At 52.0% G+C, this 26823-nt stretch carries 29 protein-coding genes; 19 read left to right on the forward strand and 10 right to left on the reverse strand.

Annotation, left to right across the window (positions count from 1 at the left end):
• Nucleotides 1–144: 144 nt before the first annotated feature.
• From H6F67_RS08035 to H6F67_RS27500, 3 genes are all read right to left on the reverse strand, one after another.
• Nucleotides 145–429, reverse strand: coding sequence for a hypothetical protein (locus H6F67_RS08035; protein ID WP_190765119.1), 285 nt, complete (start codon nucleotides 427–429; stop codon nucleotides 145–147).
• A complete protein-coding gene (locus tag H6F67_RS08040) occupies nucleotides 419–733 on the reverse strand; it encodes a BrnT family toxin (RefSeq protein WP_242020557.1) in 315 nt (104 codons plus the stop codon). The genes H6F67_RS08035 and H6F67_RS08040 overlap by 11 nt, the downstream gene beginning before the upstream one ends.
• Before the next feature lie 390 nt (nucleotides 734–1123).
• A complete protein-coding gene (locus H6F67_RS27500) occupies nucleotides 1124–1645 on the reverse strand; it encodes a hypothetical protein (RefSeq protein WP_206753898.1) in 522 nt (173 codons plus the stop codon).
• 199 nt (nucleotides 1646–1844) lie between these two features.
• Here H6F67_RS27500 and H6F67_RS08045 point away from each other — a divergent pair, with 199 nt between their 5' ends.
• The 3 genes from H6F67_RS08045 to H6F67_RS08055 all read left to right on the forward strand — a co-directional run bounded on the left by H6F67_RS08045 (nucleotide 1845) and on the right by H6F67_RS08055 (nucleotide 5523).
• A complete protein-coding gene (locus H6F67_RS08045; RefSeq protein ID WP_190765121.1) occupies nucleotides 1845–3419 on the forward strand; it encodes a photosystem II high light acclimation radical SAM protein in 1575 nt (524 codons plus the stop codon).
• 61 nt (nucleotides 3420–3480) lie between these two features.
• Nucleotides 3481–4884, forward strand: a complete 1404-nt coding sequence (locus H6F67_RS08050) for a DICT sensory domain-containing protein (RefSeq protein ID WP_190765123.1) — start codon at nucleotides 3481–3483, stop codon at nucleotides 4882–4884.
• Between the two features lie 3 nt (nucleotides 4885–4887).
• Complete coding sequence (locus tag H6F67_RS08055) at nucleotides 4888–5523, forward strand: pentapeptide repeat-containing protein (RefSeq protein WP_190765236.1); 636 nt, start codon at nucleotides 4888–4890, stop codon at nucleotides 5521–5523.
• A gap of 97 nt (nucleotides 5524–5620) precedes the next feature.
• Here the strand turns inward: H6F67_RS08055 and H6F67_RS08060 are convergent, their stop codons facing one another.
• On the reverse strand, nucleotides 5621–6046 hold the full coding sequence (locus H6F67_RS08060) for a hypothetical protein (RefSeq protein ID WP_190765125.1): 426 nt from the start codon (nucleotides 6044–6046) through the stop codon (nucleotides 5621–5623).
• A gap of 229 nt (nucleotides 6047–6275) precedes the next feature.
• Here H6F67_RS08060 and H6F67_RS08065 point away from each other — a divergent pair, with 229 nt between their 5' ends.
• Nucleotides 6276–7274, forward strand: a complete 999-nt coding sequence (locus H6F67_RS08065; protein WP_190765127.1) for a DUF389 domain-containing protein — start codon at nucleotides 6276–6278, stop codon at nucleotides 7272–7274.
• Nucleotides 7275–7465: 191 nt separating this feature from the next.
• Here H6F67_RS08065 and H6F67_RS08070 read toward each other — a convergent pair whose 3' ends face one another.
• A complete protein-coding gene (locus H6F67_RS08070) occupies nucleotides 7466–8005 on the reverse strand; it encodes a lytic transglycosylase domain-containing protein (RefSeq protein ID WP_190765129.1) in 540 nt (179 codons plus the stop codon).
• Between the two features lie 194 nt (nucleotides 8006–8199).
• Here H6F67_RS08070 and H6F67_RS08075 point away from each other — a divergent pair, with 194 nt between their 5' ends.
• Both H6F67_RS08075 and H6F67_RS08080 read left to right on the forward strand, forming a co-directional pair.
• On the forward strand, nucleotides 8200–9150 hold the full coding sequence (locus H6F67_RS08075; protein WP_190765131.1) for a DMT family transporter: 951 nt from the start codon (nucleotides 8200–8202) through the stop codon (nucleotides 9148–9150).
• 150 nt (nucleotides 9151–9300) lie between these two features.
• Nucleotides 9301–9774, forward strand: coding sequence for a phosphate-starvation-inducible PsiE family protein (locus H6F67_RS08080; RefSeq protein ID WP_190765133.1), 474 nt, complete (start codon nucleotides 9301–9303; stop codon nucleotides 9772–9774).
• Nucleotides 9775–9779: 5 nt separating this feature from the next.
• On the opposite strand, the gene H6F67_RS08085 is transcribed toward H6F67_RS08080, so the two are convergent.
• Nucleotides 9780–10271 carry an ureidoglycolate lyase gene (locus H6F67_RS08085; RefSeq protein ID WP_190765135.1) on the reverse strand — a complete coding sequence of 164 codons (492 nt, stop codon included), beginning with the start codon at nucleotides 10269–10271 and terminating at the stop codon, nucleotides 9780–9782.
• 162 nt (nucleotides 10272–10433) lie between these two features.
• Nucleotides 10434–10868: a hypothetical protein gene (locus H6F67_RS08090; protein WP_190765137.1), complete on the reverse strand. Its 435-nt coding sequence runs from the start codon at nucleotides 10866–10868 to the stop codon at nucleotides 10434–10436.
• A 230-nt stretch (nucleotides 10869–11098) separates the two neighbouring features.
• Between H6F67_RS08090 and H6F67_RS08095 the strand changes: the two genes are divergently transcribed.
• The 6 genes from H6F67_RS08095 to cynS all read left to right on the forward strand — a co-directional run bounded on the left by H6F67_RS08095 (nucleotide 11099) and on the right by cynS (nucleotide 15509).
• Nucleotides 11099–11647 (forward strand): PadR family transcriptional regulator, encoded by a 549-nt coding sequence (locus H6F67_RS08095; RefSeq protein WP_190765139.1) that lies wholly within the window; start codon nucleotides 11099–11101, stop codon nucleotides 11645–11647.
• 76 nt (nucleotides 11648–11723) lie between these two features.
• Nucleotides 11724–12302, forward strand: a complete 579-nt coding sequence (locus H6F67_RS08100; RefSeq protein WP_190765141.1) for a 2'-5' RNA ligase family protein — start codon at nucleotides 11724–11726, stop codon at nucleotides 12300–12302.
• 100 nt (nucleotides 12303–12402) lie between these two features.
• The gene (locus H6F67_RS08105) at nucleotides 12403–12573 is read left to right on the forward strand and encodes a DUF4278 domain-containing protein (protein ID WP_190765142.1); all 171 of its coding nucleotides are present in this window, start codon (nucleotides 12403–12405) and stop codon (nucleotides 12571–12573) included.
• A gap of 436 nt (nucleotides 12574–13009) precedes the next feature.
• Nucleotides 13010–13771, forward strand: a complete 762-nt coding sequence (locus tag H6F67_RS08110; RefSeq protein ID WP_190765144.1) for a histidine phosphatase family protein — start codon at nucleotides 13010–13012, stop codon at nucleotides 13769–13771.
• 172 nt (nucleotides 13772–13943) lie between these two features.
• On the forward strand, nucleotides 13944–14855 hold the full coding sequence (locus H6F67_RS08115) for a hypothetical protein (RefSeq protein ID WP_242020558.1): 912 nt from the start codon (nucleotides 13944–13946) through the stop codon (nucleotides 14853–14855).
• Nucleotides 14856–15068: 213 nt separating this feature from the next.
• Complete coding sequence (gene cynS / locus H6F67_RS08120; RefSeq protein ID WP_190765146.1) at nucleotides 15069–15509, forward strand: cyanase; 441 nt, start codon at nucleotides 15069–15071, stop codon at nucleotides 15507–15509.
• Between the two features lie 152 nt (nucleotides 15510–15661).
• Here the strand turns inward: cynS and H6F67_RS08125 are convergent, their stop codons facing one another.
• Both H6F67_RS08125 and H6F67_RS08130 read right to left on the reverse strand, forming a co-directional pair.
• Complete coding sequence (locus tag H6F67_RS08125; RefSeq protein ID WP_190765148.1) at nucleotides 15662–16066, reverse strand: hypothetical protein; 405 nt, start codon at nucleotides 16064–16066, stop codon at nucleotides 15662–15664.
• A gap of 101 nt (nucleotides 16067–16167) precedes the next feature.
• Nucleotides 16168–16800 (reverse strand): DNA-3-methyladenine glycosylase, encoded by a 633-nt coding sequence (locus H6F67_RS08130; RefSeq protein WP_313926785.1) that lies wholly within the window; start codon nucleotides 16798–16800, stop codon nucleotides 16168–16170.
• A gap of 136 nt (nucleotides 16801–16936) precedes the next feature.
• Here H6F67_RS08130 and H6F67_RS08135 point away from each other — a divergent pair, with 136 nt between their 5' ends.
• The 5 genes from H6F67_RS08135 to H6F67_RS08155 all read left to right on the forward strand — a co-directional run bounded on the left by H6F67_RS08135 (nucleotide 16937) and on the right by H6F67_RS08155 (nucleotide 23517).
• Nucleotides 16937–17164 (forward strand): hypothetical protein, encoded by a 228-nt coding sequence (locus H6F67_RS08135; protein ID WP_190765151.1) that lies wholly within the window; start codon nucleotides 16937–16939, stop codon nucleotides 17162–17164.
• Nucleotides 17165–17511: 347 nt separating this feature from the next.
• Nucleotides 17512–19203 carry a transglutaminase family protein gene (locus H6F67_RS08140; protein ID WP_190765153.1) on the forward strand — a complete coding sequence of 564 codons (1692 nt, stop codon included), beginning with the start codon at nucleotides 17512–17514 and terminating at the stop codon, nucleotides 19201–19203.
• A 110-nt stretch (nucleotides 19204–19313) separates the two neighbouring features.
• Nucleotides 19314–20285 (forward strand): CHAD domain-containing protein, encoded by a 972-nt coding sequence (locus tag H6F67_RS08145; RefSeq protein WP_190765155.1) that lies wholly within the window; start codon nucleotides 19314–19316, stop codon nucleotides 20283–20285.
• A 97-nt stretch (nucleotides 20286–20382) separates the two neighbouring features.
• Nucleotides 20383–22110 carry an ABC transporter permease subunit gene (locus tag H6F67_RS08150; RefSeq protein WP_190765157.1) on the forward strand — a complete coding sequence of 576 codons (1728 nt, stop codon included), beginning with the start codon at nucleotides 20383–20385 and terminating at the stop codon, nucleotides 22108–22110.
• 57 nt (nucleotides 22111–22167) lie between these two features.
• A complete protein-coding gene (locus H6F67_RS08155) occupies nucleotides 22168–23517 on the forward strand; it encodes a nitrate/sulfonate/bicarbonate ABC transporter ATP-binding protein (protein ID WP_190765159.1) in 1350 nt (449 codons plus the stop codon).
• Nucleotides 23518–23519: 2 nt separating this feature from the next.
• Here the strand turns inward: H6F67_RS08155 and H6F67_RS08160 are convergent, their stop codons facing one another.
• Nucleotides 23520–24311, reverse strand: a complete 792-nt coding sequence (locus tag H6F67_RS08160) for a YdcF family protein (protein ID WP_190765161.1) — start codon at nucleotides 24309–24311, stop codon at nucleotides 23520–23522.
• 331 nt (nucleotides 24312–24642) lie between these two features.
• Between H6F67_RS08160 and H6F67_RS08165 the strand changes: the two genes are divergently transcribed.
• Both H6F67_RS08165 and H6F67_RS08170 read left to right on the forward strand, forming a co-directional pair.
• Nucleotides 24643–25359 carry a glutathione binding-like protein gene (locus tag H6F67_RS08165; protein ID WP_190765163.1) on the forward strand — a complete coding sequence of 239 codons (717 nt, stop codon included), beginning with the start codon at nucleotides 24643–24645 and terminating at the stop codon, nucleotides 25357–25359.
• Between the two features lie 931 nt (nucleotides 25360–26290).
• Nucleotides 26291–26815, forward strand: a complete 525-nt coding sequence (locus H6F67_RS08170) for a DUF3124 domain-containing protein (RefSeq protein ID WP_190765165.1) — start codon at nucleotides 26291–26293, stop codon at nucleotides 26813–26815.
• The last annotated feature ends 8 nt before the right edge of the window (nucleotides 26816–26823 follow it).

The following is a 26823-nucleotide window of genomic DNA, read 5'->3' on the forward strand; positions in this document are numbered from 1 at the left end:
ACTATGAGTTATTACCGCAAACATCCGAGATGTTGATCTACATTGCCATGATTCGCCTGATGCTAAGGCGCTTGGTATAAAGCTTACACCTCTCACCTTTTCAAACGTCCTCTGATGGTGATGGAGGTGCGATCGCCCTTCAAGCTAACGTTGATTGACTTCATTCAAAGCTTTTTGAATGAGTTCACCACTCACACCATGACGCTTTAAGCTAGCGATCAGTGCGGAAACCGTATCGCCCTCCAAATGCTCCAAATCAGCGCGAAGTCCTTGTCCAATGTAAGCCCGCGCTAAAGGTTGATAGCCAGAAAAGCCAAGCAGCGGTGCAACCCGCTTCAAATCTTCAATCACATCTTCGGGAATGCGAATCGTGATTGTCGTCATCGGACGATTCTTATCTAACCGCTTTTTGAGTGCCTCAGCTTTCATAATATTCTCGCTCCTGGCGTGTTGCTTTTCGAGCCGAAATAATCCGAATGATGTCGTTTTCACGCTCAATGTAAACGACGTATAGGAGGTTCCAGCGTCTGTCTAAACCAATGACTGCATCTCGCGCCTCATCGTTGCGACTGGCATCAACAACCACAAGCAGCGGATCGAAAAAGGCTTCTGTCGCTTGCTGAAACATGACACCATCATGGTTGATCGGGTTGATCCTGGCTTTCTCGTCATTCCAAATGAAGGTAATGCCGTTGAGTACGAAATACACATCCATACTCTGTAGCGTAGGCAAGATGTATTTACATTGTCAATACGATCGCCTTCTCGCAAAACTCGATCGCCCCATTCCCCCTGCGGCATCTTGAATTCAGCAGAAATCAACCTTGTGTAAGAAGCCCGATCGCTCCCCACTCGATCGCAATACCAGCGTTCAGGCAGCAATCCAGATCAGAAGTTGACGAATGTGCTGGAAATTTCGATCGATTGTCGGGCGATCGTGCTGATGGTGATGGGAGTGCGATCGTCTTCACATTCAACCTTCAACTTTCGGATCCAACAGCACAAGTCAGCGGTTGAAAATAGCCTTGGACGCAGTGATGATAATGTATAAATCTACTGCACTGGTTAGTTAGGCTACTTCGTAGAACTGAGTCTGTTTGACTCAAATCGCTACCTAAATAACTTACCAATCAGAATCATTTATGTAAGCAAGTTGACCTGTTGAAGAATAAAACAGTGTGACGTTATCACCATGACTTCCTGAGTAGCATTGTCCTCCGACCAAATCTAATGGTTGCCACCAATCCTCTGGAAGAAACCAACTTGGTTCAGATAACTGTTGTCCACGTTCAGATAACAGTTGTATGCAATGGTTACTCGTAGTAGGGCTTAGTTCCATCTGCCGAGCAAACTCCTCAACATTCGATGGTTTCACGTTAAAGCGGCAGAAGTAGGAAAAACCATCTGCAACTAGTCCATTAGTGCGGCATCGGAGGTTGTGTACGGCTCCGATCAGACTCGGATACGGATATTGAATGTGAAACCCAACATAAGTTGGAACAATACGAGCTGAATTTAGCAGATATGGAACAGCGAGGTAGAAGAGACAGATCCAAATAACGAAGCAAGAAGTAGGGAAGGTAACCAAAAAAGCAATGAGTAATCGAGGTTGAATGAAACCTGGATGTCTTAGTAATCGTGCCATTGCAACTTCCTCTTCAAAATCTAGAGAACGGTGATTATTTGTCTTTTTAGCCGGATGACACCCTTCTCTCTGAAGTTACCCAGCATCCGCCAATATTGCAAACCCGATCGCCCCTCTCCCCCGTGCGGCATTCTGAACTGAGTGGTATCGTGAAGATATATAACGCTGACATTCAGAAAACCGCCACACCTGACGCGCAATGAGCAACCGGATTCTCTACGTCCGCCTTCCCTGCAATCCGATTTTTCCGATCGGCGTGGTCTACCTGGCCGATCATGTCCACAAGCTGTTTCCCGACGTGGAGCAGCGGCTATTCGACTTGGGAACCGTGCCGCCGCTGGATTTTGGGCGGGCACTCGATCGCGTCATTGACGAGTTTCAGCCGACGCTGCTGGTTTTCTCGTGGCGCGACATTCAGATTTATGCTCCGGTTGGGGGGCGCGGCGGCAATCCGCTCCAGAACGCCTTTGAGTTTTACTACGCCAGCAATCCGCTGTTGAAGCTGCGCGGCGCACTGGGCGGACTGCGAATGATGAAGGTGTATCTGGGCGAGCTTTGGCAGAATACGGGTTTGATGAAGCGCGGCATGAAGCGAGCGCGGCGGCACAATCCGAACGTGAAAACGATCGTCGGGGGTGGTGCGGTCAGCGTCTTCTATGAGCAGATGAACAAGATGCTGCCGAAGGGCACGATCGTCTCGGTCGGAGAAGGCGAAACGCTCTTAGAAAAACTGTTGCGCGGCCAAGACTTTTTGGATGAGCGCTGTTTCATTGTCCAAGAGACGGAGATTCGCGATCGCCTGATTCACGAGCAGCCCACGCCGATCGAAAAATCCGCCTGCAACTACGACTACATCGCGCAGATTTGGCCGGAGTTTGAATATTACCTGCAAGCGCAAGATTTTTATGTGGGTGTGCAGACGAAGCGCGGCTGTCCGCATAACTGCTGCTACTGCGTCTATACGGTCGTGGAAGGAAAGCAGGTGCGGATCAATCCGGCTGATGAAGTCGTGAAGGAAATGCGGCAGCTATACGATCGCGGCATTCGCAATTTCTGGTTTACCGACGCGCAGTTTATTCCCGCCCGTCGCTTCATCGATGATGCGGTTGAACTGCTGCAAAAAATCCTCGATGCGGGCATGGAAGATATTCACTGGGCGGCGTACATTCGGGCGGACAACATGACGCCGGAATTGGCCGATCTGATGGTGAAAACCGGAATGAACTATTTCGAGATCGGCATTACCAGCGGGTCGCAGGAACTCGTGCGGAAGATGCGGATGGGCTACAACCTGCGAACCGTCCTGCAAAACTGCCGCGATCTAAAATCTGCGGGATTCAACGATCTGGTTTCGGTCAACTATTCGTTTAACGTGATTGACGAAACGTTTGACACGATTCGGCAGACGATCGCCTATCACCGCGAGCTAGAGCGGATTTTCGGTGCGGATAAAGTCGAGCCTGCAATTTTCTTCATTGGCCTTCAGCCGCACACGCATCTGGAAGAACACGCCTTCAAGAACAACGTCCTCAAGCCCGGATATGACCCGCTAGCGATTCACCTGCCTTGGGTGGCGAAAAAGCTCTTGTGGAATCCGGAACCGCTCGGATCGTTCTTCGGGGAAGTTTGCCTGGAAGCTTGGCAGCGCAACGAGAATGACTTTGGCCGCGAGGTGATGCGAATTTTGGAAGAACGCTTGGGCGTCGCTCCTCTAGAGGAAGCGCTGAGTGCGCCGATCGCCCCTCCTGCCAAAACTCTCACGGGCGTCTCCTAGCAAAAAATGAGAGGATTCGAGATAATTTGAGACAATCGATCGCATCAATTAAGACAATCAAATGTTACCAGGCTCGATCTTACAGAAGCTCAAATCTGCCCACACCGACCAGCCCGGAAAGCGCCCGCTGAATTTTGGCGTTTACTACAAAAACACGCTGGTCGCCTTGTGTCACGCGCTCGAAGATGCAATTTTGGCGGAAAAACATCCAGCCTTGATGATTACTGCCTTCCAGCGGGGTAAGTGGTATCTGCAAGAGGCCGATCGCTACGGCGAAATTGCCGATCAAGCCGAACAGATTGTCATCCTCGCCGCACCCGATGCCGGATTTCTAGAGCATCCGACGAGCTTGCGATCGAATGTCTCAGTGGTCAGTTTGAATCCGGACGATCCCGTAGCGGTCGAGTGGCATTTGATCATCGTCTCACCCGACTATACGGCGATGGTGCTATGTCAGGAACTTTCCGAGGCAGACTATGGCGCGTCCGGCTTTCCTGAAGATGATCTAGAGCGAAAATTCTACGGCTTCTGGACATTTGAGCCGAGTTTGGTGGTGGAAACGGCGCGGTTGGCGATCGATCACGCCGCGCCCTACAACCCAGAATTGCATCGGCAGGTGAGCGATCGCCTCAATCAAATCGAAACCGAACTGCAAAGCGATTCCGCCCTGTGCCATCAGCCCAAAGCCGACAATTTGGGCGATGTTGTGATGCGCGTCGTCTCCTACCTCAGAACCAGCGAGGAAGAGCATACCTCCCACTCGCTCGATACGAACCTAGTTTCTAACGAACTTCAGGCATTTTTGCGGGTTGCTCAACTGATCGATCAGGCGGATGTGAGCAATCCAAATGCCGCTGCGGAAGTCGCGTCTTTGGCAGAAACGATCGGTCAACTCCTCGATCTTCCCGCTTGGCAGCTTCACCGCTTGCGACTGGCCGGACTGTTGCACCGGATGGCCTTTTTGCAGCAGCGATCGGAATTGCAGCCCGAAACCCACCGCTACAGCGACGATGCGCCAAGCGTACCCTTGACCTGTCCGCTTGTGCCGGGAACGCAAGTTTTACGGACAATGCAGCGACTCAGGGCGATCGCTACGATCGTCACGCATCAAACCGAATGGTGGAACGGCAGCGGTCAACCTGCGGGATTGGGCGGCGATGAAATTCCGATCGAATCGCGCATTTTGGGATTAGCCTCAACCTTTCAGCAAGAACTCGCTCAGCGGCGCATGGCAGACGGCGATTCGCCGGAAGCTTTGGCGGCAGCGCTATCAGTTTGTCAATCGCAGCAGGGCGATCGATTTGATCCGAAACTCGTGGAAGCCCTCGCGCTGCTGGTGAGCGGACTTCAGCAAGGCTTGAGCTTAGAGGTGGTTGTTCCAAAAATCGCGGCGGGACTGTGGCTGCTCGATTCGCGATCGGACGAAGACTTGCTTAGCGAAGTGTCAACGGCAATGGGGCGATAAATGGTGGACTTGCAGGCGGTTCGATCGGGCAAACTCAAGCATCTGGCGGGAGCCGATCTCGAAGATGAAGACTTGTCAAACGCCAACCTTAGCGGCGTCAATTTGTCGGGCGCGAACTTAGTCGGAGCCGATTTGCGTGGTGCAAAGCTTTCGGGCGCAAGACTTGACGGCGCGACTTTAATCGGCTGTCAGTTAGCGAATACGGATTTGCGGGCGAATCTGCTGGGCGCAAACTTAATGCAGGCGGATTTAACTGAGGCGGATTTGCGGGGAAGCAATCTGCGTGGCAGTAACTTAATGCAGGCGAGCTTGATGCGGACTTCGCTTGCGGGTGCGTTTCTGAGCGGGGCAAATCTGATGGGCGTGAATCTGCAAAATGTCGATTTGCGGGGAGCCGATTTGCGCGGGGCAAACCTCAGCAGCGCAAATCTGCACGGCGCGAATTTGACGCAGGCGGATTTGCAGGGCGCAATGCTGAGCGGGGCAAATTTGGAGGAAGCGGATTTGCGCGAGGCGAATTTTGCAGGCGCAAACTTGACGGGCGCAAATTTGCTGTGTGCAGATTTGGAAGGTGCAAATTTGACGGGCACGAACTTAAGCGATTGCTGTGTGGTGGGAACGGTGCTGGCGGCTGCGTAGCGATCGCTTGCGGAGGAGGTACGGCGTGCTCTGATCGGCTACGCACCTGCTTCGTGTTCTCCTGCGATCGGTGTCGCACACATCGTAATCAGTCTGCTTAGGATCGCCCAAGACAGCCACAAATTTGCTGCTGCAAAAAGAGGAGCAAATCAGCAACGGTTTCCATCGGAATTTGATCGAGGCGATCGCTCAAATCCACATTAAACTGCTGCTGAATGTCATCACACAGCGTTAGCTGCCAGTCATAGCCACAAATTTCCGTCCACTGCAAATCGGCTTCGAGGCGATCGGTTGGCAGGACATGCGCGAAATTGAGGCCAGAGCAGCGCTGCAATGCGGCATAAGCAAACTGAGCGATCGATTGGGAGATGCCAATCGGCTGACAGTCTTTGAGCCATTCCGCAATCGATCGGGCTGGACGCCGCTGCAACTGACGATTCACCTGTCGGCGCAGTCTCACATTTGGACTGAGATCGCGATAGGTTTGAACGCTGCACACTAAATTTTTGAGCCTGCCCCACATGAAGATGCCTCGGCTGAATCTGACTTCAGTATGCCCAGCAAAAGGCGCGATCGCTTTCTCAGCCCGCCCGATTGCATGAGCGATCGCGATTGGCTTTCAGCACGACTAGAAAAACCCGTTGATTTTGGAAAGCTGTTGAGCGCCATTCAGACTTTGGGCGATCGCTGTTCTTCTGCAAAAGTCGTTTGGAGGTCAGTAGAATTCGATAGCAGCCTTTTGAGGGGGTTTGATGCTGGGACATTGGCGCGATCGCTTCCGCAACTTGCACAATTTGCACTGCGACCCGATGCAGCTTGAGCAGATGCAGGCCGACCTGCTAGCTGAATCCACGCTCAACGCCCAATTTCTCATTCTCATTGTTGGCTCCTGCGCGATCGCCACGTTTGGCCTGCTGTCCAACAGTGCTGCTGTGATCATCGGCGCGATGATTGTGGCTCCGCTGATGCTGCCGATTCGCGGCGTAGCGTTCGCAGCACTCTCCGGCAATCTCCGGCTGTTTCGCAAAGGTGCAATCGCGCTTACAGTCGGCACGCTACTGGCAATTGCGATCGCCTACAGCATCGGGCGAGTGGTGCAGTTTGCCGAATATGGCAGCGAAGTGTTGGCGCGATCGCAGCCGACACTGCTCGATCTGGGCGTGGCGATCGCGGCAGGCGGCATCAGCGGCTATGCCAAGGTGGAGCCGAAAATATCGGGCAGCTTGGCAGGCACGGCGATCGCGGTTGCTCTGATGCCGCCCGTGTGCGTGATCGGCTTGGGACTAGCGCAGATGAACACATCACTCAGTCAAGGTGCAACACTGCTGTACCTGACGAACCTGCTGGGCATTGCGCTTGCGTGCATGATGGCGTTTTTGCTCACGGGCTACGCTACGTTGCATCGGGCACGACGAGCGTTGCTGCTGGCGCTGGGGTTGACTGTGGTTCTGGTTGTGCCGCTGGGTGTGAGTTTTGCCCGCTTGGTACGGCAGGCGCGACTGGAAACGAGTGTCGAACGTGCTCTGCTCGATCGCACCGTGACGTTTCAGCGGGTCGAACTGCTCAGAAGTCAAACCAACTGGCAGGCCAATCCGCCGGAAGTCCGGCTGAGCGTGCGAGCGCAAGCACCGATCACGCCGCGCCAAGTTGGGCTGCTCGAAGCCTTCATCACGCAAGAAATGGGACAGCCATTTCAGCTTGTTTTCGAGGTCGGGCAGGTTGAAGAGGTGCGATCGACCTCCCGCCCATAGCTCAGCAGCCTGCATCCAATTGTGCTGTCTTTGATTTACGCGGTACCAGGCTTCGCAAAAATCAGCTTGATGCAAATACCGCGATTTGCCTATTTGGTTTTGCATCAGAGAATTGTGACAGACAATAACCAGATTCAAGATTTGCTTGCTCAACGAGCGTCAACAGTGAGCGAGAGTTGATGCTATTGCAATTAATGCTGTCGATATTTCTCAAGGATCGACAGCGTATATTCCTGAATCGAAGGATATTCTGTGCCGTTGTAGAACTGTGGCGTGGTGGAATTGTACCAATCGGCTCGGCCACTGTACCAGCGACTTGCCACCATGCGAACGGCAATTTCTTTGTCGCCATCCGATCGATCGATCGCATCTTGCCAATATTCCGTCAGCTTGTGATTGAGAATTGCGATTTGCAGATCGGGACGTGCCAAAAATTCATCGGGCGTCAGCGTATAGCCCAGTGCTGCTTTGCTCCAGGGAGCGACATTTTCAGGCATCACTTGACCGTAGCCTAAAGCTCCACTGTCGGGATTCACCGCTCGAAAATTTCCGGCACTTTCTTGACCAACGATCGAATGCCGCAGCGCTTCAAGATCGTTTGCACTAATCGAACTTCCGTTTGCATATCGCAGCAGCGTTGGAAACACAAAGCCCAGCAAAAATACAATCAAAACACTATTGATCACAAGCTCGATCAGCGATTTTGTGCTTTTTTGAAGTTTATCCTGCATCAAAATTCAAAAGGAAACACGGTAAAGAGACGATGCTCCTATACAGTTCTATCGCAAGCTGGCTCGATCGTCTCGCGCAGCAGTTAAATTTAGTCACAAAATTCCTGCTGGATCGATCGCTGCATCGACAGAACGCCTCCTTGTCTTTTGAGTCGATCGATATGATGAAAAGGCTGTTTGCGAGCAACGCTTGAATGTTAGGACTGTTGACGATTTTGCTGTCTGCACTGCTGCTGACCTTTCACAATTTGACCGTCCGAGTTTTATATTCCGATCGCCTCGTTCTCGGCTGGGTTGAGCTAGGCGGATATGTGCAGCCAACTTTGCAAAATTCGTTTCTGCTAATGTTTTTGCGAATGCTGGTGGTTGTGCCGCTGATGGCCGCGATCGCGCCAAAAATCTATCCCGCCGCACAACAAGACTTTAAAGATTTGGTGACAGGCGATCGTCAATCTGCGCTGATTGCGTCCGCAGGCTGCGGCGTGCTGATGTTCGTTTACATTGCCATGCTTTATATCGCGATCGGGTCGATTCCCACTGGAATCGCGCTGACGCTGTTTTTTACTTATCCGGTGTTCACGGCGTTGTTTTCTTGGCGGTGGTTGGGCGATCGGCTGACGCAATTTCGCTGGCTGGTGATGGCAATTATTTTGGTAGGCTGTGCGCTGACGGTTCCGCCATCAGAAGCGGCCAGCAATTCTGGAGTGGCGATCGGCATTGCAACAAGTCTGGGTGCAGGCGTAATTTATGCGCTCTATACGGTTGCGGCTCAGCGGTGTTTTGCCCAAATTCATCCGGTTCCATTTACCTGGATTAGCTTTGCCATAACGCTGATTCTGTCGGGTTTGAGCTTGTTAATCATGCCGTTTCCAACTGTTGAATTGGCCTGGACTCCGTTGTGGATTGGTAGCATTTTTTCGGGACTCACGAGTTTTGCGGGACACAGCTTAAATAACATCGGCATCCGCATGGTTGGCGCGACCGCAACTGCAATGATTGGCTCTAGCAGTCCGGCGCTAACGGCACTGATGGCTTGGGCAACGATCGATGAATCAATTGATACCATCCAAGCGATCGGAATCGGAATTGTGACGCTGGGAATTGCTTTGCTGAGCAGCGAGAAAAAGCTGGGGCGATCGAGATAGTCGGACGCTTTTTCGAAGCGGTATTCTGCGCCAATCGTCGAATTTTTTAGCGTTGCCATCAAAAATCCGATCGATCGCGACGATTTTGCCGTCCCAGAGTCCTCTACAATAGAAACAATAAGCATTTATCGCTAGTTTTATTTTCTCACTGTGACCAAACCGTCTCCGATTTGGCGTAGAGTTGCGGCTGCCGCTGGCCGCGACGATAGTTTTCTCGCCTTTATTAAAGTCATTGAAACCTTGGTCTCGAAAGCGCTGTCGCTGGCGATGGTGGCCGTGATTTTGGTGTCGGTTGTAGATTTATTTATCTACCTCAGCCGCGAACTTTTTGTCACACCCAGCGGATTTTTTACCAAAACGCTGATCGAAGTTTTTGGCTTATTTCTGAATATTTTGGTGGCTTTAGAAATTCTAGAAAATCTCACGGCTTATCTGCGGAAGCACGTGATTCAGCTTGAACTGGTGATTGTAACTTCGCTGACAGCGATCGCCCGCAAAATCATTATTTTTGACTTCACCAAAGCAACCGGAATTGAACTGATGGGCTTAGCCATTGCCACTGTTTCTTTAGCCCTCAGCTATTGGATTGTGCGGCGCACCAATGAACGCTATGGCCCTTTATAAATTGGTCAGGTAATGTCGATCGCTACGCCATAAGCAGTTTGCAAATCGCAGGTTTGATGGTCGGCGAGGTTTGTATCGCTCAGTTCCAAATTGTAAAAGTCAATCCGGCTTTGCTCAAAATAGGGGCCAGCGTGCCAAGTGCCAACTTCCAGCTTGATAAAGCAGTCACCGGGAATTTCAAAGGCGGCGATCGATTCCAGCGCAGGTCGATCGCTGGGCGTCGGCGGCGCAACCGCAATTAGCCAAGGCTCACCGCCGAGCGAACCGAGGCACTGGGTACACTGCCGATGGCGCGTGATGCGCGAAAAGCGGCGTCCGCGCTGAGTCAGCCGCATGATGTAGAAGCGGGGCGTGCCGCGATCGAGAACAAGCTGAGCATCTTCGCGATCGAACTGCTTGCCGTCGGGAGCGGCAACAATCACCTGACCAAAGGGCCGAAATGCCTCAGCCGTCAATGGTTGAGCGCAAATCGATCGAATCGTGGGTGAAAAAGTCATTTGGGGACAGGATGAGGGATGAAGGGCGATCCGACGCATTGGATGGCTGCATTCAAAGTAGTGGCTGCGAGGAAACGCGAAACCCAGCGCGATCGAGGCAGCACTGGGTTTTGGGGACAAGCGTTTCTACGGTAGAAGGGTTCGATCGCCGCTCCAACCCGCTCACGAAGCGGCTTCCGACAAAAACTTAGTCATTGCCACATGCGACAGCACCACGTCCGGCTCAAGCTGAAGCGCTTGGCGGTATTGCTGAGTGAAGCGATTGTCTTCAGATGAGGTGAGCAAATCGCGAGCTTGATCGAGCAGCGGTTTTGCGACTTCTGCCGTTACAGGCTCATCGGCCTTGAGCGCTTCATCGATTTGGACGACCAGTTCTGAGAGCGGATGCAGCCAGCTAAACCACTCGTCGCCAATTGCAAGCTGTAGCATTCGATGATTGGAGACGCGACCGTGCGATCGCTCGTAGGCAATCCGCTCGGCATCTAATAAAGTTTTGTGCAGTCGCAGCAGACCCAGCCGCAAATTGCCTAAACGCTGGCGATCGGCATTATCGGCAAAGGCGGCAGTTCTGAGGCGCGACGGGCGATTCGGCGTCATTCGATCGACTCCTTATAACTTGAAGTTGGGGAAATCCGCTGCGGCAGCATCCGCTTGGCGGCTCCCGCTTGAGATTGGGGGTTAATCTCAGCATGGCAGAATTCTCAGCGGATAGACCTGACTCAGGGGTTGTTATTGACGCTAATTGAGCATTGTTGCGAGGTTTTTAGCGTCTTATATGACTAGTCTTATAATAGCATAGACGTATAGAAGAAGCTATCAAAGGTCTTATGTCACTTCCTCACATTATTCTGGCCTTGCTTGAGCAGCAGGAACAGACGGGCTATGACCTGAAAACAAGCTGCTTCGATCGATCGATCGCTCCGCTTTGGACGGCAGATCAAGCGCATATCTACCGAACGCTCGATCGACTGATAGAACAAAACTGCATCGACTGCACGATCGAAATTCAGCACAACCGTCCCAACCGCAAAATCTACAAAATCACACCTGCCGGACAAGCAGAACTGCATAACTGGCTGAAGCAGCCGCAGTCGTTGCCGATCGTGCGCGAGCCGTTTTTGATGCAGCTTTTTTTGGGCGCACAGCTTGCTAACGAAACGCTGCTGGAACTGTTAAACCATCAAAAATCAGCGCATGTCGATCGATTAGCTGACTGCCAAGCCGCCGCTGCTGCGCTCAATTCGGTTTCCTCTCGCGAACAAGTTCTCCAGCAGCTTGTGCTGAATTTGTTGCAAAAACGCGAGCAGCTTTATCTCGACTGGCTAGAAGAAGCGATCGCCACCGTCAATTCACTAGAACTGACGCAAACGCCGTAAAAGCAATTTCACCGTTCACAGCGCAAAACGAAATCGATTGCAACGAAAGATCAATCAGCGAAATGAACAGTTTGACATGAACACCACGCTCAAGCGCTATTTTGTTGCTCTGCTGTTGCCGGAGAGCTTGCAAGCCTACGCGATCGAAACCATCGAATTGCTGCGCGATCGCTATGGGACAGGAACGGCCAAAGCCCCGCCGCATATTACGCTGGCACCACCGTTCCACTGGTCGCCCCAAGAAGTCCATCGCCTGGAAGCGCAACTGCAAACCTTTGGGCAGGCGGAACCACCTGTGAACGTGCAGATTGCCGGATTTGCTGCGTTTGCGCCGCGTGTGCTGTATCTGAACGTGGTGCGATCGCCGAAATTGCTCGATCTGCAGGCGCGGCTGACGATCGCCCTCGAATCTCACTTGGGCATTGTGGATGCACATAAGACGCGACCGTTTGCACCACATATTACGGTGGCGTCACGCCGAATGACGCGATCGATTTTTCGGCAAGCCTGGGCGGAACTGGAGTCGCGAGCGATCGATTTTTCGTTTACGGCAGAAGCGATCGTGCTGCTGGAGCATGATGGGCGCGGCTGGCAGGTGCGGCGATCGTTCTGGCTGAGTGAGCACCGTGCAAAAAGTCAAGATTTATTGACATAGGCTGGACAAAAACTTTCAAAACAGTAACAATGAATACAGAAAATAAATTTATTACTTTAAAGCATGGCGATCGCTTCGCCTGCGAAAACTGGAGGAAAACATGAAACTCAGCTATCGTGGTGTCGATTACGAATACAATCCCAATCAGAAAGTTCGTGATCTCGACGCATACGGCACTTATCGCGGTGCAGAAGTTCACTTCACGTCTCACACTCGCACCCAGTCACGCGCCACAGGCTTGAAATATCGGGGTGCAGCCTACGATCAATAGAACATTTGGACGATCGCCAGCCTGCCTTGGCGATCGTCATTCCAGTTCAACCCGTGTTTTGGTGAAATCAGCACCCGCTTGTGGGTGCTTTTTTTTGGGTTGCAATCCTGAACAACCGCCCTTTTGGTTCCCCTTCTCCTCATCTTGGCTGCCTACTTATAGCCTTTCCATAACAGTAAAGATGCTGGTCTAAGGATGACCGGTTGGAGATCAGCGTCTTGAGTTTTATTGAAAATACGTTGCCATTTTGTAGCGTTAGAAGTTCATTCGATATTGCCGACGCAATGTTTTTAGTGGAGCGCTTCCGCCAGATCATGCCTTGATTCCAGATGATACTTTGACTGCGCTTACGCACAAAAATCTGACTCTGTCAAGCCGCCAAGTTCCTCGGTTGTGATAGAACAGATGGATATCTTTATTTATTAGGTGAACCGTCATGGAGCCGCTGAAGCTGCTGCTGATTCGTCATGCCCAATCGATCGGCAACCAGCAGCGGCGGATGCAAGGGCAAAGCGACTTTGAACTGTCGGCTGAAGGACGCGCTCAGGCAGAACGACTGGCGCGTCGCTTAGTTTCAGAAGCTCGACAGCCTGCTTATGTCTACAGCAGTCCGCTCAAGCGAGCCGCGCAAACAACCGAAATTTTGCTCGCTCACTTTTTGGCGAAACCGCTGCCGACTGTGGTGAGCGATCTGGTGGATGATGAGGAAGAAACCGAACCGCTCGATTCCGTCCCTCTGGCTGCCGAAATTCCGATCGAATATGTCGCCGACCTGCAAGAATTTCAGAACGGCATTTTTCAGGGACTCACCTGGGCAGAAGCGCGATCGCTCTATCCCGATTTGTGCAGCACCTTGGAATCTTCCCCAGACTGGATTCAAATTCCCGGAGCCGAATCGCTCAAGGCGGCTCGTGCCCGCGCTCGGCGTTTTGTGCTGATGCTGCTTGAGCGCCACAAGAACGGCGAACAAATTTGGATCATTACGCATAGCTGGATTTTGCAGCATTTAATTGCGGAACTGATGGGCTGCGATCGATCGTGGCGCGTTCATGCTCGCAACACGGCAATTTTTGAATTTTGGATCGATCGATCGCGCTGGCACAGAACCGATCAGAACCGTTTCAACACTGACCTGTGGCAAATTCGCCGCTTCAATGATTGCCGTCATCTCACCTCAAACTCGTCTGGATTGGGTTGAGGTTGCTGGTAGATAATCTTACCGATCGAAAGTGTCAGCTTTCAGTGAAGTTTCGGCAGTTGAAATTAAAGACAAAAGCGGCGATCGCGCTGATATTTTGCTACTGGGATACGCTTGCGGTATTGTAATGCTAATTCGATTGAAAGTTTGCTGAGGGTTCGCTACCGCTGCCATGAAAACCATGAAAACAATGGTCGATCCAATGGACGATATCGCCAGACAAGCTCGGCAGGGCAGCGTCGCGGCGATCATTCAAATTCTCAACGAAAAGCTTGCCAACTCTGGCGTTCGGACGCGAGCCATGTTTGCCGACGGTGCGCTCCAGCTTTTGTGCGAAGCGCCAAAAATCGAGCAGCTAGAGCAGGCCAGTCTGGTCGATCGCGTCCGGCAAATCCTCGAACGCATCAGCCCGCGCAACGTTCGTCGCGTCAATATCAACAGTCGAATTGTGCGCGAACAGCAGTTGCTTTGGCTTGAAGAGATTCAGCGCAATCCAGAAGATTTACTTTGGTCAGAAGAAATTACGCTGGCTCGCGGCAATCCCGTTCAGCGCTTTTTTGAAGACCGCAAAACGGCCAGAGCGCTCAAAGTTGTCAAGCCCACGCCTTCCCCTCGCGAAGAACGGGCGAAAAGGCAATTTTGGCGCGGCATTCTGGGCGGCGTCAGCTTCAGCGTGCTGCTGCTAATTCTGGGCGGCGTCGTTTACAAGTGGCTGCAAAATTCACAGGTGGCCGAAGTCGAGAACACGACGCAAGTAGCAAATGAGGCGGCCCTCAGGGGAGGCGGAGCCAGCGTGTCCACGTCGCCCGCTGCCACACCTGCTGCAACATCTGCGGCCAGCCCAACTCCGTCTACCGACCCGTTTGTGCAAGCGGTGCGTCTAGCTGAACAAACTGCTCGCGAAGGCAAAACGGCCAAAACTTCTGCTGACTGGCTGAATTTGGCCTCGCGCTGGCAGGAAGCATCTGATCTGATGGCGAAAGTGACGGCGCAAGATTCGCGCTACGCGACCGCACAAGATCGAATTCAAGCTTATCGACGCAACAGTGAAGCAGCACTGAAAGAAGCGCAAAGGTTGCGGTAGGCGCGATATCGTGGCGTCCCGGAACGGTCTTGAAATTATATTTGCAAAAGCCGCCAAATTCTCAGTTGATTTGGCGGCTTTTGCAGTTGTGGATGAACTGGTTAAACCGAGCCGAATGCGCGAACGGCGATCGCTGTCTGTATCAATCTCACCTGAAATCAAGCGCTGTACCTGTTTAAGATCATCGCAAAACAAATCGCGCTTGGAGGCAAAATGATTTCAGCAATTTCTCAAAAGCTATTGGCCGCCAAAAAAGCAAAAGGACTATCTTTTGCTGATTTAGAAAAGATGCTCGATCGCGATGAAGTTTGGATTGCGGCTGTATTCTACGGTCAAGCACGTGCGTCGGCAGAAGAAGCGCAGAAAATTTTGGATGCGATCGATCTCGGTTCCGAATTCATTGCCGACCTGACCGAGTTTCCCATCAAAGGCAGTCTTGATCCGGTGATTCCCACTGACCCGCTGATCTACCGCTTCTATGAAATTATGCAGGTGTATGGAATGCCGATGAAGGCAATTATTCACGAAAAGTTTGGCGACGGAATTATGAGCGCGATCGACTTCACGCTCGACATTGAAAAGGAAGAAGACCCCAAGGGCGATCGCGTCAAAGTGATTATGAACGGTAAATTTTTACCCTACAAAAAGTGGTAGAAGATGGCCGCAATTCAATATCAAACCATGAAAATAGAGCCGCCTGCTGCATGGGCGGCTCTGGCTGGCTCTGGTTTTTCAATTGAGGGAAACTACTTACAACTTTGTAGGGGCAATCTGACAGCAAATCACCCCTACAGGCTCGATCGAAACTAGCTAGCTTCGTCAATGCGATCGGGATCGGTGATGCCCTTGAGCTTGTTCCAGAGCGGATATTCCATTTCGGTTTTCGGCACGATGTATTGACCCAATTCGACGCTTTGGTTGCCCATTGCGGTGAACTCTTGGCGATCGCCCATCAGGTCAATATATTTTGCACCTTGCTCTAGTCGCGTTCCATGCGGCAGCACAATAATCTGCTTGAGTTCGTCGCTATTGTATTCACTCAGAATTTCATGTAGCTCTTTGATATCGTAGGCAGTCGGCGCATTTTTTTCAGGATGAGGCGCTTCAATACCAACATTTTGACCTGCCATCGAATTGGGATGCAGATCGCGCTCAAATTCGTCATTTTTGGCGTTTTGGGCATCGGTCGGACGACCTACTTTCTCAGTCATTTTGCAACTCCACTGATTGAATTAATCACACTCTTCAAGCACTCTTTTTAAGCTATGGGCGATCGCCTCAAAAGTGCCCTATCTGTGGGGAGAAGCTGAATTCAACTTTGTGCTGAGTCGGACGGCAGATCAAGGCTGCGCCACAAATACCACGAGGCGATCGTGCGATAGGGCTTCCAGGGTTGACCAATGCGATCGGCAGTTTTGCGATCGGGCAGATCTTCCAGAGCGTAGTACCGTCGCATGGCGGCACGGATGCCCAAATCATCGACGGGCAAAACGTCCAACCGATGCAGGCGAAACATCAAAAACATTTGCGCTGTCCAGCATCCGACACCTTTGATTTGCGTCAAAGTGCGTATGATCGTTTCGTCGTCTTGAGTTTCAAGATCGGCCAGCGTCAGAAAATCCGTTTGAACGTGAGCAGCAAGGTCTTTGAGGTAGAGAATTTTCGATCGCGACAAGCCTGCCGATCGAAAATCTTGCTCAGACGTTGCTAGAATCGCTTCGGCACTTAGCCCATCCGGATACAGCAGTAAGACCCGTCGATGAATGGCGGCGGCGGCTTTGCCGGATAGCTGCTGATAGATAATCGACTCGGTTAAGCAGTCGAGCAGGTCGCCAGTTTGCAGCGTTTCGGGCAGCGTGTAGTTGCCAACGCGATCGATAATTTCGCTCAGAATCGGGTCGGCTTGTTGCAAGGTGGCGATCGCGGTTAAATCAGTGTTCTGCACAAAACTTATGAAAGAAATGAAGCAATTTATCGAACTGTAATCATAACTTATTAATGGAGAACAATTCGTTATTTTTGTGCTGTTCTATACCTCCTATACTGCTTTGTATTCCATCTTTGTTTAGGAGAATACTCCAATGGAAAAGTGGACTTCCTGCCAATATGACGCTTCATTGAAACTGGCTAAGGTAACGGTAGTTGAAGGAGGAATGAATCCCAAGCGGCTCGTGATGTATCGATCGCAAACCTACGAGCGCGAAAACAAAGGCTGCATGGCGATCGAAGTGGAAGGCGGCGTTGAAAACTGCCCGATCGGATTGATGGCCGAAGAAGTTACCTTAAATCATTCACACCGAGGAAAGTAAGCTGCGTCTTGCTTTCCTTTTTTGTTTCAAGAGCAGTCCTTCGATCGAAGGGCTGCTTCTTGTTTAGCCAGAATCGCCCTGAAATAAATTTCGGGCTAAAAGCGAAAGTCCGTTCAAACGGACTATTACGAGGCACTTGATAGCCACGCTCGCGTTGCATTTAACCCATTGTTAATGGGTTTAAGCTTTGAGACAGGAAATTGATTTCCTGGCATTTCTCGATTTCCTGGCATTCCTCAACACAGTGCGAGATCTTGGCAGGCAAATTCTTGAACGCATCTTACGGAATAGATGCGCTGACGGTTTGCCCCCTATGATATTGGGTACTGACCTGACTCAAAGCAACCATGCTGCTTGACAATCCTGCTGCTTCTGCCAATCCTTCACGACCCGCGATCGCCTCGTTTGACCCACAGCGGCGAACGGTGCGACCGATCGGCGTGTATGCGCTTCAGGGCATTGCTGCGGCGTCAGATGGCCTGCTGGCGATCGACTCGGTGCGCGGCTATCTGCTCAAAATTGACTGCACGAACGACAATACGACCGTCCTCAATCCGCAGCAGGTTCGCAGTTTTCTCGATGCCAACAGCCTTGCGGTTTGGGAAGACACGATTTGGTTCACGCAAGGCCATCAGGTGTTTTGGTGTCAGCGCGATCGCTTGGAGCCGCAGCACTTCACGACGCTGGCATATCCGGCTGATGGCGTGGCCGTTTGGCAATCAACGGTTTACGTTTCTTGCCAGAAAGCGGGCTATATTTTGATTTTCGATCGCGCCACTGCCCGCCAGATTACGCGCTTTGCTGCTCCGGGTGTGGGGCAGGAAAATCTCACCGTCCGCGAAGAAGAGCTTTGGGTGTGCGATCGCGTCGAGCAAACCGTGTACTGCATGGATCGCGCAACGGGCGATGTCCGCTTCAGCGTCTTGACCCCGTTTGATTCCCCGACCGGACTGACGTTCTTTTCCCATCCCAGCGGCGAAGAAATTCTCTACGTCTGCTACGCCAGCGAAGAAGCCTACATTCGCGACGATCCGAATTCACCCGATCCGTATCAACTGACGTTTCGCGATCGCACCTTCATCCACCCCTTGCACTTCCACTACGACGCCGATCGCCGCCTCGCCTTATCCAACGGCTACCTGATCGAAATGTCGTATGTCGAGGAAGTTGCGCCCTTGGAAGATGTCGAGGTGGACGCGCAGGAAATCGAGTGGCGAATTGCCCTGCCTGCCGAAACCGATCGCCAAAAGGTGAAATCGATCGAAGCGATCGGCATTCCGTTCACTGAGGAAATTGAAGACGGTCAGCGCGTTGCCGTGTTCAAGATCGATCGAATTACGGCGAATTCCGGCTGGCTGTTCGGCTGGAAAGCGCTATTGGAAGTGCGAGGCATCAAGTATCAACTTACGCCTCGCGATGTCGAAAAAGCGCCCGCTTTGTCTCCGGCTTTTCAGCGGCGCTATCTGGTCGATGATGACGAGTTGGCGATGGACACGCCGACCATTCAAGAAGCCGCGCAGATTGCGATCGGCACGGAAACCAACATTTTGCGGAAAATCCTCAAGATTCGCAATTACGTTTACGATCGCCTTTCCTACGGCATCAAGCCCTACATCGATCCGCCGGATGTTGCTCTAGAGCGGGGCGTGGGTTCGTGCGGCGAATATGTCGGGATTCTCCTCGCCTTGGCACGACTGAACGGCATCGCCTGCCGGACAGTCGGACGCTACAAATGTCCGCCCTATGCCGATCGCCAAAACATTCCGCTCCAGCCGGATTTCAACCATGTTTGGATTGAATTTTACGTCCCCGGTTTCGGTTGGCTGCCGATGGAATCGAACGTGGATGATGTGGTCGAAGGTGGCCCGTATCCGACCCGATTTTTCATGGGATTGCCCTGGATTCATGCCGAAATGAGCAAAGGCATTTCCTTTGAAGGCGCAGAAACACCAAATCATTCGCTGGACGTGTCGATCGGAGAATTGGCGATCAACCACGTGCGCTTCACCATTTTGGGCGAACTGCCGCCGCCTGCCTAAGCGGAAATCTACCTTAAGACAGCGATCGATTCACTCTGCTCAATCTAGACTAGAAGGCTATCGATCGAATTTGCCGAGCAAGTTCGGTCTTGTTGCGTTGGTGTCACTTTATGGCGATCGAACGATTGGGCGATTACGCTTATCAAGCAGTCCAGAAACATTTCAAGAAATCCACAAAGCCAGAAGCGGAAGTTTTAGCCGATACTGACCCGGAAGCGCTGCATCAAATGCGCGTGGGAATGCGACGGTTGCGAACAGCGTTGATGGTGTTTGAAAGTGCGATCGATCTGCCCAAAACTGTTAGCGAAACTCGGATTAAAAAGTTTGCTCAAGTATTGGGAGCAGTGCGTGATATTGACGTGATGCAGGCGAAATTAACGGAGCGCTATCGGCCTGATCTCGATCGCAAAGAGCAAAAGCAGCTTGATAAACTGCTCGACAATATGAAGAAGCAGCGCAAACAGGCATTTGCTGACGTTGAAGACCTGCTCGAAGGCAAGCGCTATGCCGATTTCAAGCAGGGCTTTCAAGATTGGCTGGATGCACCAGAGTTTTTTGCGATCGCCGCACTGCCGATCCAGAGCGCTGTACCTGATTTGCTGCTGCCGCTGATCAGCAATTTGCTGCTGCATCCGGGCTGGCTGGTGGGGGCGGAATTAGAAAATCATTCAGTGGACGAAAAAGCGATCGCCACGCAGCTTCAAGAACAAAGCGAATCGCTGCACGATCTGCGGAAACAAATTAAGCGCGTCCGCTATCAAACTGAATTTTTCACTCAGTTTTATGGCGACGAGTTTGCTTCACAGGTTGAAGACTTTCAGAACATTCAAGAAGTCTTAGGACAAATTCAAGACTATTCGATTCTGAAAGATTTCATGGCCGATGCAATGCACACGAATTGGCACAAAGATTTGCCAATTTTGGCGCAGCGGCTTGGGCATGAACAAATTAGTTTGTGGAAAACCTGGCAGCCGATTCAGCAGCGCTATCTGGATGCGGAATTTCGATCGAGGCTGAGGGCGATCGTCTCGACGCTTCGATGGCAAGAAGCACCACAGGCCGAAAGCGCTTCCGTCAGCTAACTTCCGTCAGCTAGCAAGTATACAAGCTGTCTTTGCAAGTTTTTGATACAGTGACACACTGTAGGCAAACAAGCCTTAGTGCAATGACAGCCTTGCCATGAAAACTTTTCCGTCTTCGGAAGCGCTGCGCCGCTTGCCGTTTGGCTGGGCGGATGTCGCCGTCATTTTAGGGACGCTGGTGCTGTTGGCTTTGATCGCTCGCGTTGGGGCAGGAACGCTGGTGAGCTTTCAGCCGCCGGATGTGGTTCCGGGAGTCTCGACCGATCCGCGCAATTTGCCGTACTATGCGGCGCGATCGACGTTGCGGATGTTTGTCGCCTTGTTCTGCTCGATCGTGTTTACGCTGGTGTATGGCTACGTGGCCGCGCACAATCGGCGGGCGGAGCGCGTTTTGATTCCGCTGCTGGATATTTTGCAGTCGGTTCCCGTTTTGGGATTTCTCTCGATTACCGTCACCGGATTTATCGCCTTGTTCCCCGGTAGCCTGCTGGGACTGGAAGCCGCTTCGATTTTTGCGATTTTCACCAGTCAGGTTTGGAATATGACCTTTTCGTTTTACCAATCGTTACGGACGGTTCCCAAAGAACTTGACGAGGCTGCGACGCTGTATCGATTGTCGCGCTGGCAGCGATTTACCCGTTTGGAAGTGCCTGCGGCGATGATTGGCTTGGTGTGGAACGCGATGATGAGCTTTGGCGGCGGCTGGTTTTTCGTGGCTGCCAGTGAAGCGATCAGCGTCTTGAATCAGGAATATACGCTGCCGGGAATCGGCTCGTATGTAGCGGGTGCGATCGCCACCGAAAATCTACCTGCGCTCGGCTGGGCACTGCTCGCGATCGTGGTCGTCATCCTCCTCACCGATCAGCTATTTTGGCGACCGATCATCGCCTGGGCAGACAAATTCCGGCTGGAGCAAAGTGCGTCCTCGGATGCGCTGGAATCCTGGCTGTATGATTTGCTCAAAGCCGCTCGAATTCCGCGCATGATTGGGCGATCGCTTCAGCCGATCGGGGATCTGATCAGCCGCGCCTTGTCGAGCCTGACGCCAGCGCGATCGAGCTACGCCACTGAAGGGAATTCGCGCAGTCCGGGCGATCGAATCTACACGCTGATTCTGTTTGGGACGATCGGCGCATTGCTGATCTGGACGCTGCATTTTATTCTCACCACTGTCGGGATTGGGGAAGTCTTCAAAACCTTTGGCTTGGGCTTGCTGACGCTGATGCGCGTGATTGTGCTGCTGATTTTTGCCACGCTGGTTTGGACACCGATCGGCGTGGCGATCGGGTTTAATCCAAAGCTGGCACGGCTGCTACAGCCCGTCGTGCAGTTCCTCGCTTCATTTCCCGCCAACTTTATCTTTCCGTTTGCCACCTTGTTTTTCATCCGATCGCAGATCAGCCTCAACTGGGGCAGCATTGCGCTGATGGCGCTGGGAGCGCAGTGGTATATTTTGTTCAACTCGATCGCCGGAGCGCAAAGCATTCCCACTGACCTGCGCGAAATGGCAAACGATGTGGGGCTGCGCGGCTGGAAACGTTGGCAGCGGCTGATCATTCCCGGCATCTTTTCAGCTTGGGTGACGGGCGGCGTCACGGCCAGCGGCGGCGCTTGGAACGCCAGCATCGTCGCGGAAATCGTCACCTGGGGACAAACGACGCTGACCGCAACCGGACTGGGAGCCTACATTGCAGAGGCAACCGAAACCGGAGACTGGGCACGGATTACCTTGGGCATCAGCATGATGAGCTTGTTTGTCGTCGGCATTAACCGCTTGGTGTGGCGGCGACTGTATGGACTGGCAGAAACGAAATATCATCTGTAAGGCAAATTCTGCAAGGCAAAAAAACAAGGCAAAAAACCATCTGGGAGGCGAAAAAAGATGTTGAGCCGCGATCGCGAAACGCTAATTACCGTTGAACAGGTGAGCAAAAGCTTTCCGCTTCCCGACGGCAAAGGTGAATTTACTGTCCTCAGCGATATCAATGTTGCCGTGCAGTCCGGTGAAGTCGTTGCCCTGTTAGGACGCAGCGGCAGCGGCAAAAGTACGCTGCTGCGAATTATGGCCGGACTGATTCCGCCCAGTTCCGGACAAGTGTTCAGCAGCGGCAAACCACTCCGGGGCGCAAATGACGATGTGGCAATGGTGTTTCAAAGTTTTGCCCTTCTGCCCTGGCTGACCGTGCAGGAAAACGTTGAACTTGGCTTGGAAGCCAGAGGCATCAGCCGGATCGATCGCCAGCAGCGTGCCCTCAAAGCGATCGATCTGGTCGGGTTGGACGGCTTCGAGAGCGCCTATCCAAAAGAACTGTCCGGCGGCATGAAGCAGCGCGTCGGCTTTGCGCGGGCGTTTGTGCTGGAGCCGCAGGTGTTGTTTATGGACGAGCCGTTTAGCGCTCTGGACGTGCTGACTTCCGAGAACCTGCGCGGCGAAATTGACGATCTGTGGAACGCCAAAACCTTTCCCTCTAAAAGCATTTTGATCGTGACGCACAACATCGAAGAAGCGGTTTTTCTGGCCGATCGCGTCATCATTTTGGGATCAAAACCCGGACGAGTGCGCGGTGAAGTCGTCATCGACCTGCCGCGCCCGCACGATCGCGCTCATCCCCGCTTCAAAGCATTCGTCGATTACATCTACACCGTGATGACCAACCCGGAGATCGAAGTGACGGGGATCGCTCCGGCGAAGATCGATCGCGTCCAGTCGCCTTATGCGATGCCGCTGCCGCATGTGCGCGTCGGTGGAATTAGCGGCCTGCTGGAACTGATTGTCGATCAGCCCCAAAGCCGCGAAGATTTACCGAGACTAGCGGAACGGCTTCAGCTTGAAGTCGATGATCTGCTGCCGATCGTGGATGCTGCCGCCCTCCTGGGATTTGCCGAAGTCGCGCAGGGCGATGTGACGCTGACGCCAGCCGGACAAGATTTCGCCACGACGACGATTTTGCGAAGCAAAGATCTATTTCGCCAGCAGGCACTCCAGCGCATTCCCGTCTTCACCAGCATGATGCAAACTTTGCGCGAAAAGCCCAACGGGGCAATGCGGGCAGATTTTTTCCTGAATTTGTGGAACGAGCATTTTCCCAGTGGAGAAGTCGATCGCCAGTTTGCCACTGCGGTCGATTGGGGACGCTATGCAGAACTGTTTGAATATGACGCGAACGAAGAGCGATTGTATCTACCTGAAATTGCCATCCTCAACCCACCCGCTGAGAAAATCGATCGCTAGCCCTACAGCCAGCCGCGCAAACGGTAAATCACAATGCCAATATATTCCTTGATGGCGCGGGAAACCTGCTGGAGGCGATCGGCATCGGGAATCCAGTTGAGCAGCGTCGATTCGGTCGAGCCGCTGAGTTCGCGCATGTCCTGCTCGGTAACGAGAAAATCGGTCGGTGCGGCGATCGACTCAATGCCCTGCTTGGCGAAGATCAGGAGCGATCGCGGCATGTGCATCGCAGACGTAACAAGTAAGATGCGCCGCAGCCCTCGCTCCTGCAAGATTTTTCGCACGTTAACGGCATTTTCATAAGTGTTGAGCGAAGTCGGGTCTTGCAAGATTGCGCTTTCCGGCACACCCAACGCCGTCGCAATTTTTGCCATGTCTGCCGATTCCGCAGGGCCGCCGCCCTTCCAGTCAATCCGCCCGCCGCTGAGGATCACCAGAGGTGCTTTGCCTTCGCGAAAAAGTCGTGCGCCATAAAGAACGCGATCGCCCGCTTCTGCCACATCCACCCAAGGCCGAGGCGAAATCTGCGGCTTGATGCCACCGCCCAAAACCACGATCGCATCCGCATCGGGCAGCGGACTGGACGGCAAATTTTGCCATTCCAGCGATCGCACCAGATACGTTGCTGCTACGCCATTCCCGCCAACCAGAAGCAAAATCAGGGCGATCGCCAAACTCAACGTCGCAATTCGCGGTCGCCGCCACAGCGTCACCAGCGCCACCAGCATCAGCACACAGGCCAAGCCGAGCGGATAGACAAACAGCGGCAGGAGTTTGGAGAAAAAGAGAAACATGGGTGATCGAGTTGTGAGAATAAAGAGAATCCCAGAGAATTCAACGCAAGCGGTAATACACCTACAGCTAATGCCGATCGGGCGGTTAAGCCGCTCGTCGGGGCACGTCTGCCGTGCTGCTACACTAAGCCATTCATCTAAAAACGGCTATGGCTTGATTGAACCATGCTTGATTGAATCATTGTTTTTTCACCTGAAAAGCTGAAGTCGGAGATTGAAGAGCGAACCTGAGCGCAAATCCTGCTGCCGACCCTTGGCGGAAACAGCCTCAGTACGGATGTGCAAACTGCTGGTAGCGATTAGGTTGAATCGTTCTAGTTGAGCAGGTTCCATGATCGATTTGTACTATTGGCCGACTCCAAACGGGCACAAAATCACGATTTTTCTAGAAGAAGCCGGACTCGACTATCGCATTGTGCCGATCAACATCGGAGCAGGCGACCAGTTTCAGCCAGATTTCCTCAAAATCGCGCCCAACAATCGAATGCCTGCGATCGTCGATCACAACCCGATCGATGGCGGCGAACCTGTTTCCGTGTTTGAATCGGGCGCGATTTTGCTGTATCTCGCGGAAAAAACAGGACTGTTTCTTGCCACTAACCTACGCAACCGCAAAACCGCGATCGAATGGCTGTTTTGGCAGATGGGCGGCTTGGGGCCAATGGCCGGACAAAATCATCATTTTGTGCAGTATGCGCCAGAAAAAATTCCCTACGCGATCGATCGCTACGTCAAAGAAACGAATCGGCTCTATGGCGTTCTCGATCGCCAGTTGGCCGGACGCGATTTTCTCGCAGGCGAGTATTCGATCGCAGACATGGCAAGCTATCCCTGGATTGTGCCGTATGAACGCCAGCAGCAAAACCTGAGCGATTTTCCCAACTTGCAGCGCTGGTTTGAGGCAATTCGCGATCGTCCCGCTGTGATTCGCGCTTACGAAAAAGGCGAGCCGTTCAAAAATCAATCCGCCATGACCGAAGAAAGCAAAAAGATTCTTTTTGGTCAAACAGCCTTTGGTCAAACCGCCACCACTGAACAGAATTCCTAGCCCAACGGCGCGATCGACAGCAACCGAGGCAGGCGCACTCGCTTGATTGGGCAAATGCGGCAACAGATGGAACAGTCGAACTTGTGCCGTAGTAGCGAAGCTGAATCGTTTCAACAGCCTGAGCGTTCCCGCTAGCAAGAAACGAACCCGCTCCCGTTCCAAGAACGATCGATTTTGCGATCGAACCAGCGAACTGGAAAACGCTGAATTAAAGCTGGAACAACTTAGAAAAGAAAATCATGGCATCTGCAATAAGAAACAACAAAACTGCAAGGAGAAATTCGTCCGGCACTGACCTGACCTGTCAAATCGGGCGTTTTTCCAATAAGCTATTTTGGGAAGATTGCGTCGATCGACAATCGAGCACTAGCCCTCAGGAACGCTGGCCTTGCTTAATTTCATTTCGATCGTGATTTTCAAGGATTACCAAAGTTCATCGATCATTGCGATCCTTGAACTGTAAATTTGAGTTTTATATTATTCAAGGTTTCATATCAGTTTCATAGAAAAGATTTCTATGCTTAAACATGCTGTTTCGACAGAGGCTTCTAGTTAAAGTTTTTCAACTCTGGTGCGCCAAGCCTGACTTTTAATGAAATTGCCCGTTCTTTTCGCTGGCTGGGCTGAATTATGGCTGCAAGCGCTATTAGGATTTATTCCAATCTTAGTGGCGGTTGCAAATGTTTTATCTAAGCCGACACAGCAGTAAATTGGCAGATTCTCGCTCGGCTTGGTGATGGCGATCGTGTGTTTCGCAATTGGCATCCAGCGAAAGTTCAGGCGATGCAGAAAGTGAGAATTGGGCTGATTGTCAACATTATCATCCTGACTTTTATTAAAATTTCTTTAGATTTAGTTTTGCAATTCGATCGCTAAATATCATATTATCTCACTCAGATGCGCTCTGAAACGCTCAATCTGTCGAGATAAAATGAAGCAATTTTTGTGTAGTTGTGTTGTGCTGGTAATCTTGCTGACTGCCTGTACAACCTCAGAACCGCCAGCCGATCCGATCGCTGATCTCAAACCAATTACCCTCGATAGTACTGTCAAGATCGTTGCGGGGCAAACCGTTTATGTTCCTATTTATTCGCACATTTATACTTGGGAACGGAGCAGAACAATGGACTTAACGGCTACACTCAGCGTTCGGAATACTGACCTGGCAAACCCTATCATTCTTACCGCTGTTAATTATTACGATAGCAACGGTAAGCTTGTTCGCAACTATTTAGAACAGCCCGCAGAGATTAGTCCAATGGCTTCAACCAGTTTTGTTGTTGATCAGGCAGATGCTAGTGGCGGTTCAGGAGCCGCTTTCATCGTTGAGTGGGTGACTGAAAAGCAAGTTTCCACGCCTGTTATTGAGGCAGTTATGATTAATGCGGCTGGCAACCAAGGCGTTTCTTTTGTTAGTCCTGGACGAGTCATCAAAAGTCAGGTCGATAATAACTGAACCAGAGT

The organism is Microcoleus sp. FACHB-1515 (assembly GCF_014696105.1).
Classification (GTDB): Bacteria; Cyanobacteriota; Cyanobacteriia; order Elainellales; family Elainellaceae; genus JAAUTJ01.

Coding starts and splice junctions, on each gene's coding strand:
- H6F67_RS08065 (WP_190765127.1), top strand. CDS start 6,276: ATGCTGGGACATTGGCGCGATCGCTTCCGCAACTTGCACAATTTGCAC.
- H6F67_RS08110 (WP_190765144.1), top strand. CDS start 13,010: ATGGAGCCGCTGAAGCTGCTGCTGATTCGTCATGCCCAATCGATCGGC.
- H6F67_RS08115 (WP_242020558.1), top strand. CDS start 13,944: ATGAAAACCATGAAAACAATGGTCGATCCAATGGACGATATCGCCAGA.
- H6F67_RS08160 (WP_190765161.1), bottom strand. CDS start 24,311: ATGTTTCTCTTTTTCTCCAAACTCCTGCCGCTGTTTGTCTATCCGCTC.
- H6F67_RS08075 (WP_190765131.1), top strand. CDS start 8,200: ATGTTAGGACTGTTGACGATTTTGCTGTCTGCACTGCTGCTGACCTTT.
- H6F67_RS08155 (WP_190765159.1), top strand. CDS start 22,168: ATGTTGAGCCGCGATCGCGAAACGCTAATTACCGTTGAACAGGTGAGC.
- H6F67_RS27500 (WP_206753898.1), bottom strand. CDS start 1,645: ATGGCACGATTACTAAGACATCCAGGTTTCATTCAACCTCGATTACTC.
- H6F67_RS08135 (WP_190765151.1), top strand. CDS start 16,937: ATGGAAAAGTGGACTTCCTGCCAATATGACGCTTCATTGAAACTGGCT.
- H6F67_RS08070 (WP_190765129.1), bottom strand. CDS start 8,005: ATGCAGGATAAACTTCAAAAAAGCACAAAATCGCTGATCGAGCTTGTG.
- H6F67_RS08165 (WP_190765163.1), top strand. CDS start 24,643: ATGATCGATTTGTACTATTGGCCGACTCCAAACGGGCACAAAATCACG.
- H6F67_RS08170 (WP_190765165.1), top strand. CDS start 26,291: ATGAAGCAATTTTTGTGTAGTTGTGTTGTGCTGGTAATCTTGCTGACT.
- H6F67_RS08045 (WP_190765121.1), top strand. CDS start 1,845: ATGAGCAACCGGATTCTCTACGTCCGCCTTCCCTGCAATCCGATTTTT.
- H6F67_RS08140 (WP_190765153.1), top strand. CDS start 17,512: ATGCTGCTTGACAATCCTGCTGCTTCTGCCAATCCTTCACGACCCGCG.
- H6F67_RS08105 (WP_190765142.1), top strand. CDS start 12,403: ATGAAACTCAGCTATCGTGGTGTCGATTACGAATACAATCCCAATCAG.
- H6F67_RS08125 (WP_190765148.1), bottom strand. CDS start 16,066: ATGACTGAGAAAGTAGGTCGTCCGACCGATGCCCAAAACGCCAAAAAT.
- cynS (WP_190765146.1), top strand. CDS start 15,069: ATGATTTCAGCAATTTCTCAAAAGCTATTGGCCGCCAAAAAAGCAAAA.
- H6F67_RS08100 (WP_190765141.1), top strand. CDS start 11,724: ATGAACACCACGCTCAAGCGCTATTTTGTTGCTCTGCTGTTGCCGGAG.
- H6F67_RS08090 (WP_190765137.1), bottom strand. CDS start 10,868: ATGACGCCGAATCGCCCGTCGCGCCTCAGAACTGCCGCCTTTGCCGAT.
- H6F67_RS08060 (WP_190765125.1), bottom strand. CDS start 6,046: ATGTGGGGCAGGCTCAAAAATTTAGTGTGCAGCGTTCAAACCTATCGC.
- H6F67_RS08145 (WP_190765155.1), top strand. CDS start 19,314: ATGGCGATCGAACGATTGGGCGATTACGCTTATCAAGCAGTCCAGAAA.
- H6F67_RS08150 (WP_190765157.1), top strand. CDS start 20,383: ATGAAAACTTTTCCGTCTTCGGAAGCGCTGCGCCGCTTGCCGTTTGGC.
- H6F67_RS08095 (WP_190765139.1), top strand. CDS start 11,099: ATGTCACTTCCTCACATTATTCTGGCCTTGCTTGAGCAGCAGGAACAG.
- H6F67_RS08050 (WP_190765123.1), top strand. CDS start 3,481: ATGTTACCAGGCTCGATCTTACAGAAGCTCAAATCTGCCCACACCGAC.
- H6F67_RS08035 (WP_190765119.1), bottom strand. CDS start 429: ATGAAAGCTGAGGCACTCAAAAAGCGGTTAGATAAGAATCGTCCGATG.
- H6F67_RS08085 (WP_190765135.1), bottom strand. CDS start 10,271: ATGACTTTTTCACCCACGATTCGATCGATTTGCGCTCAACCATTGACG.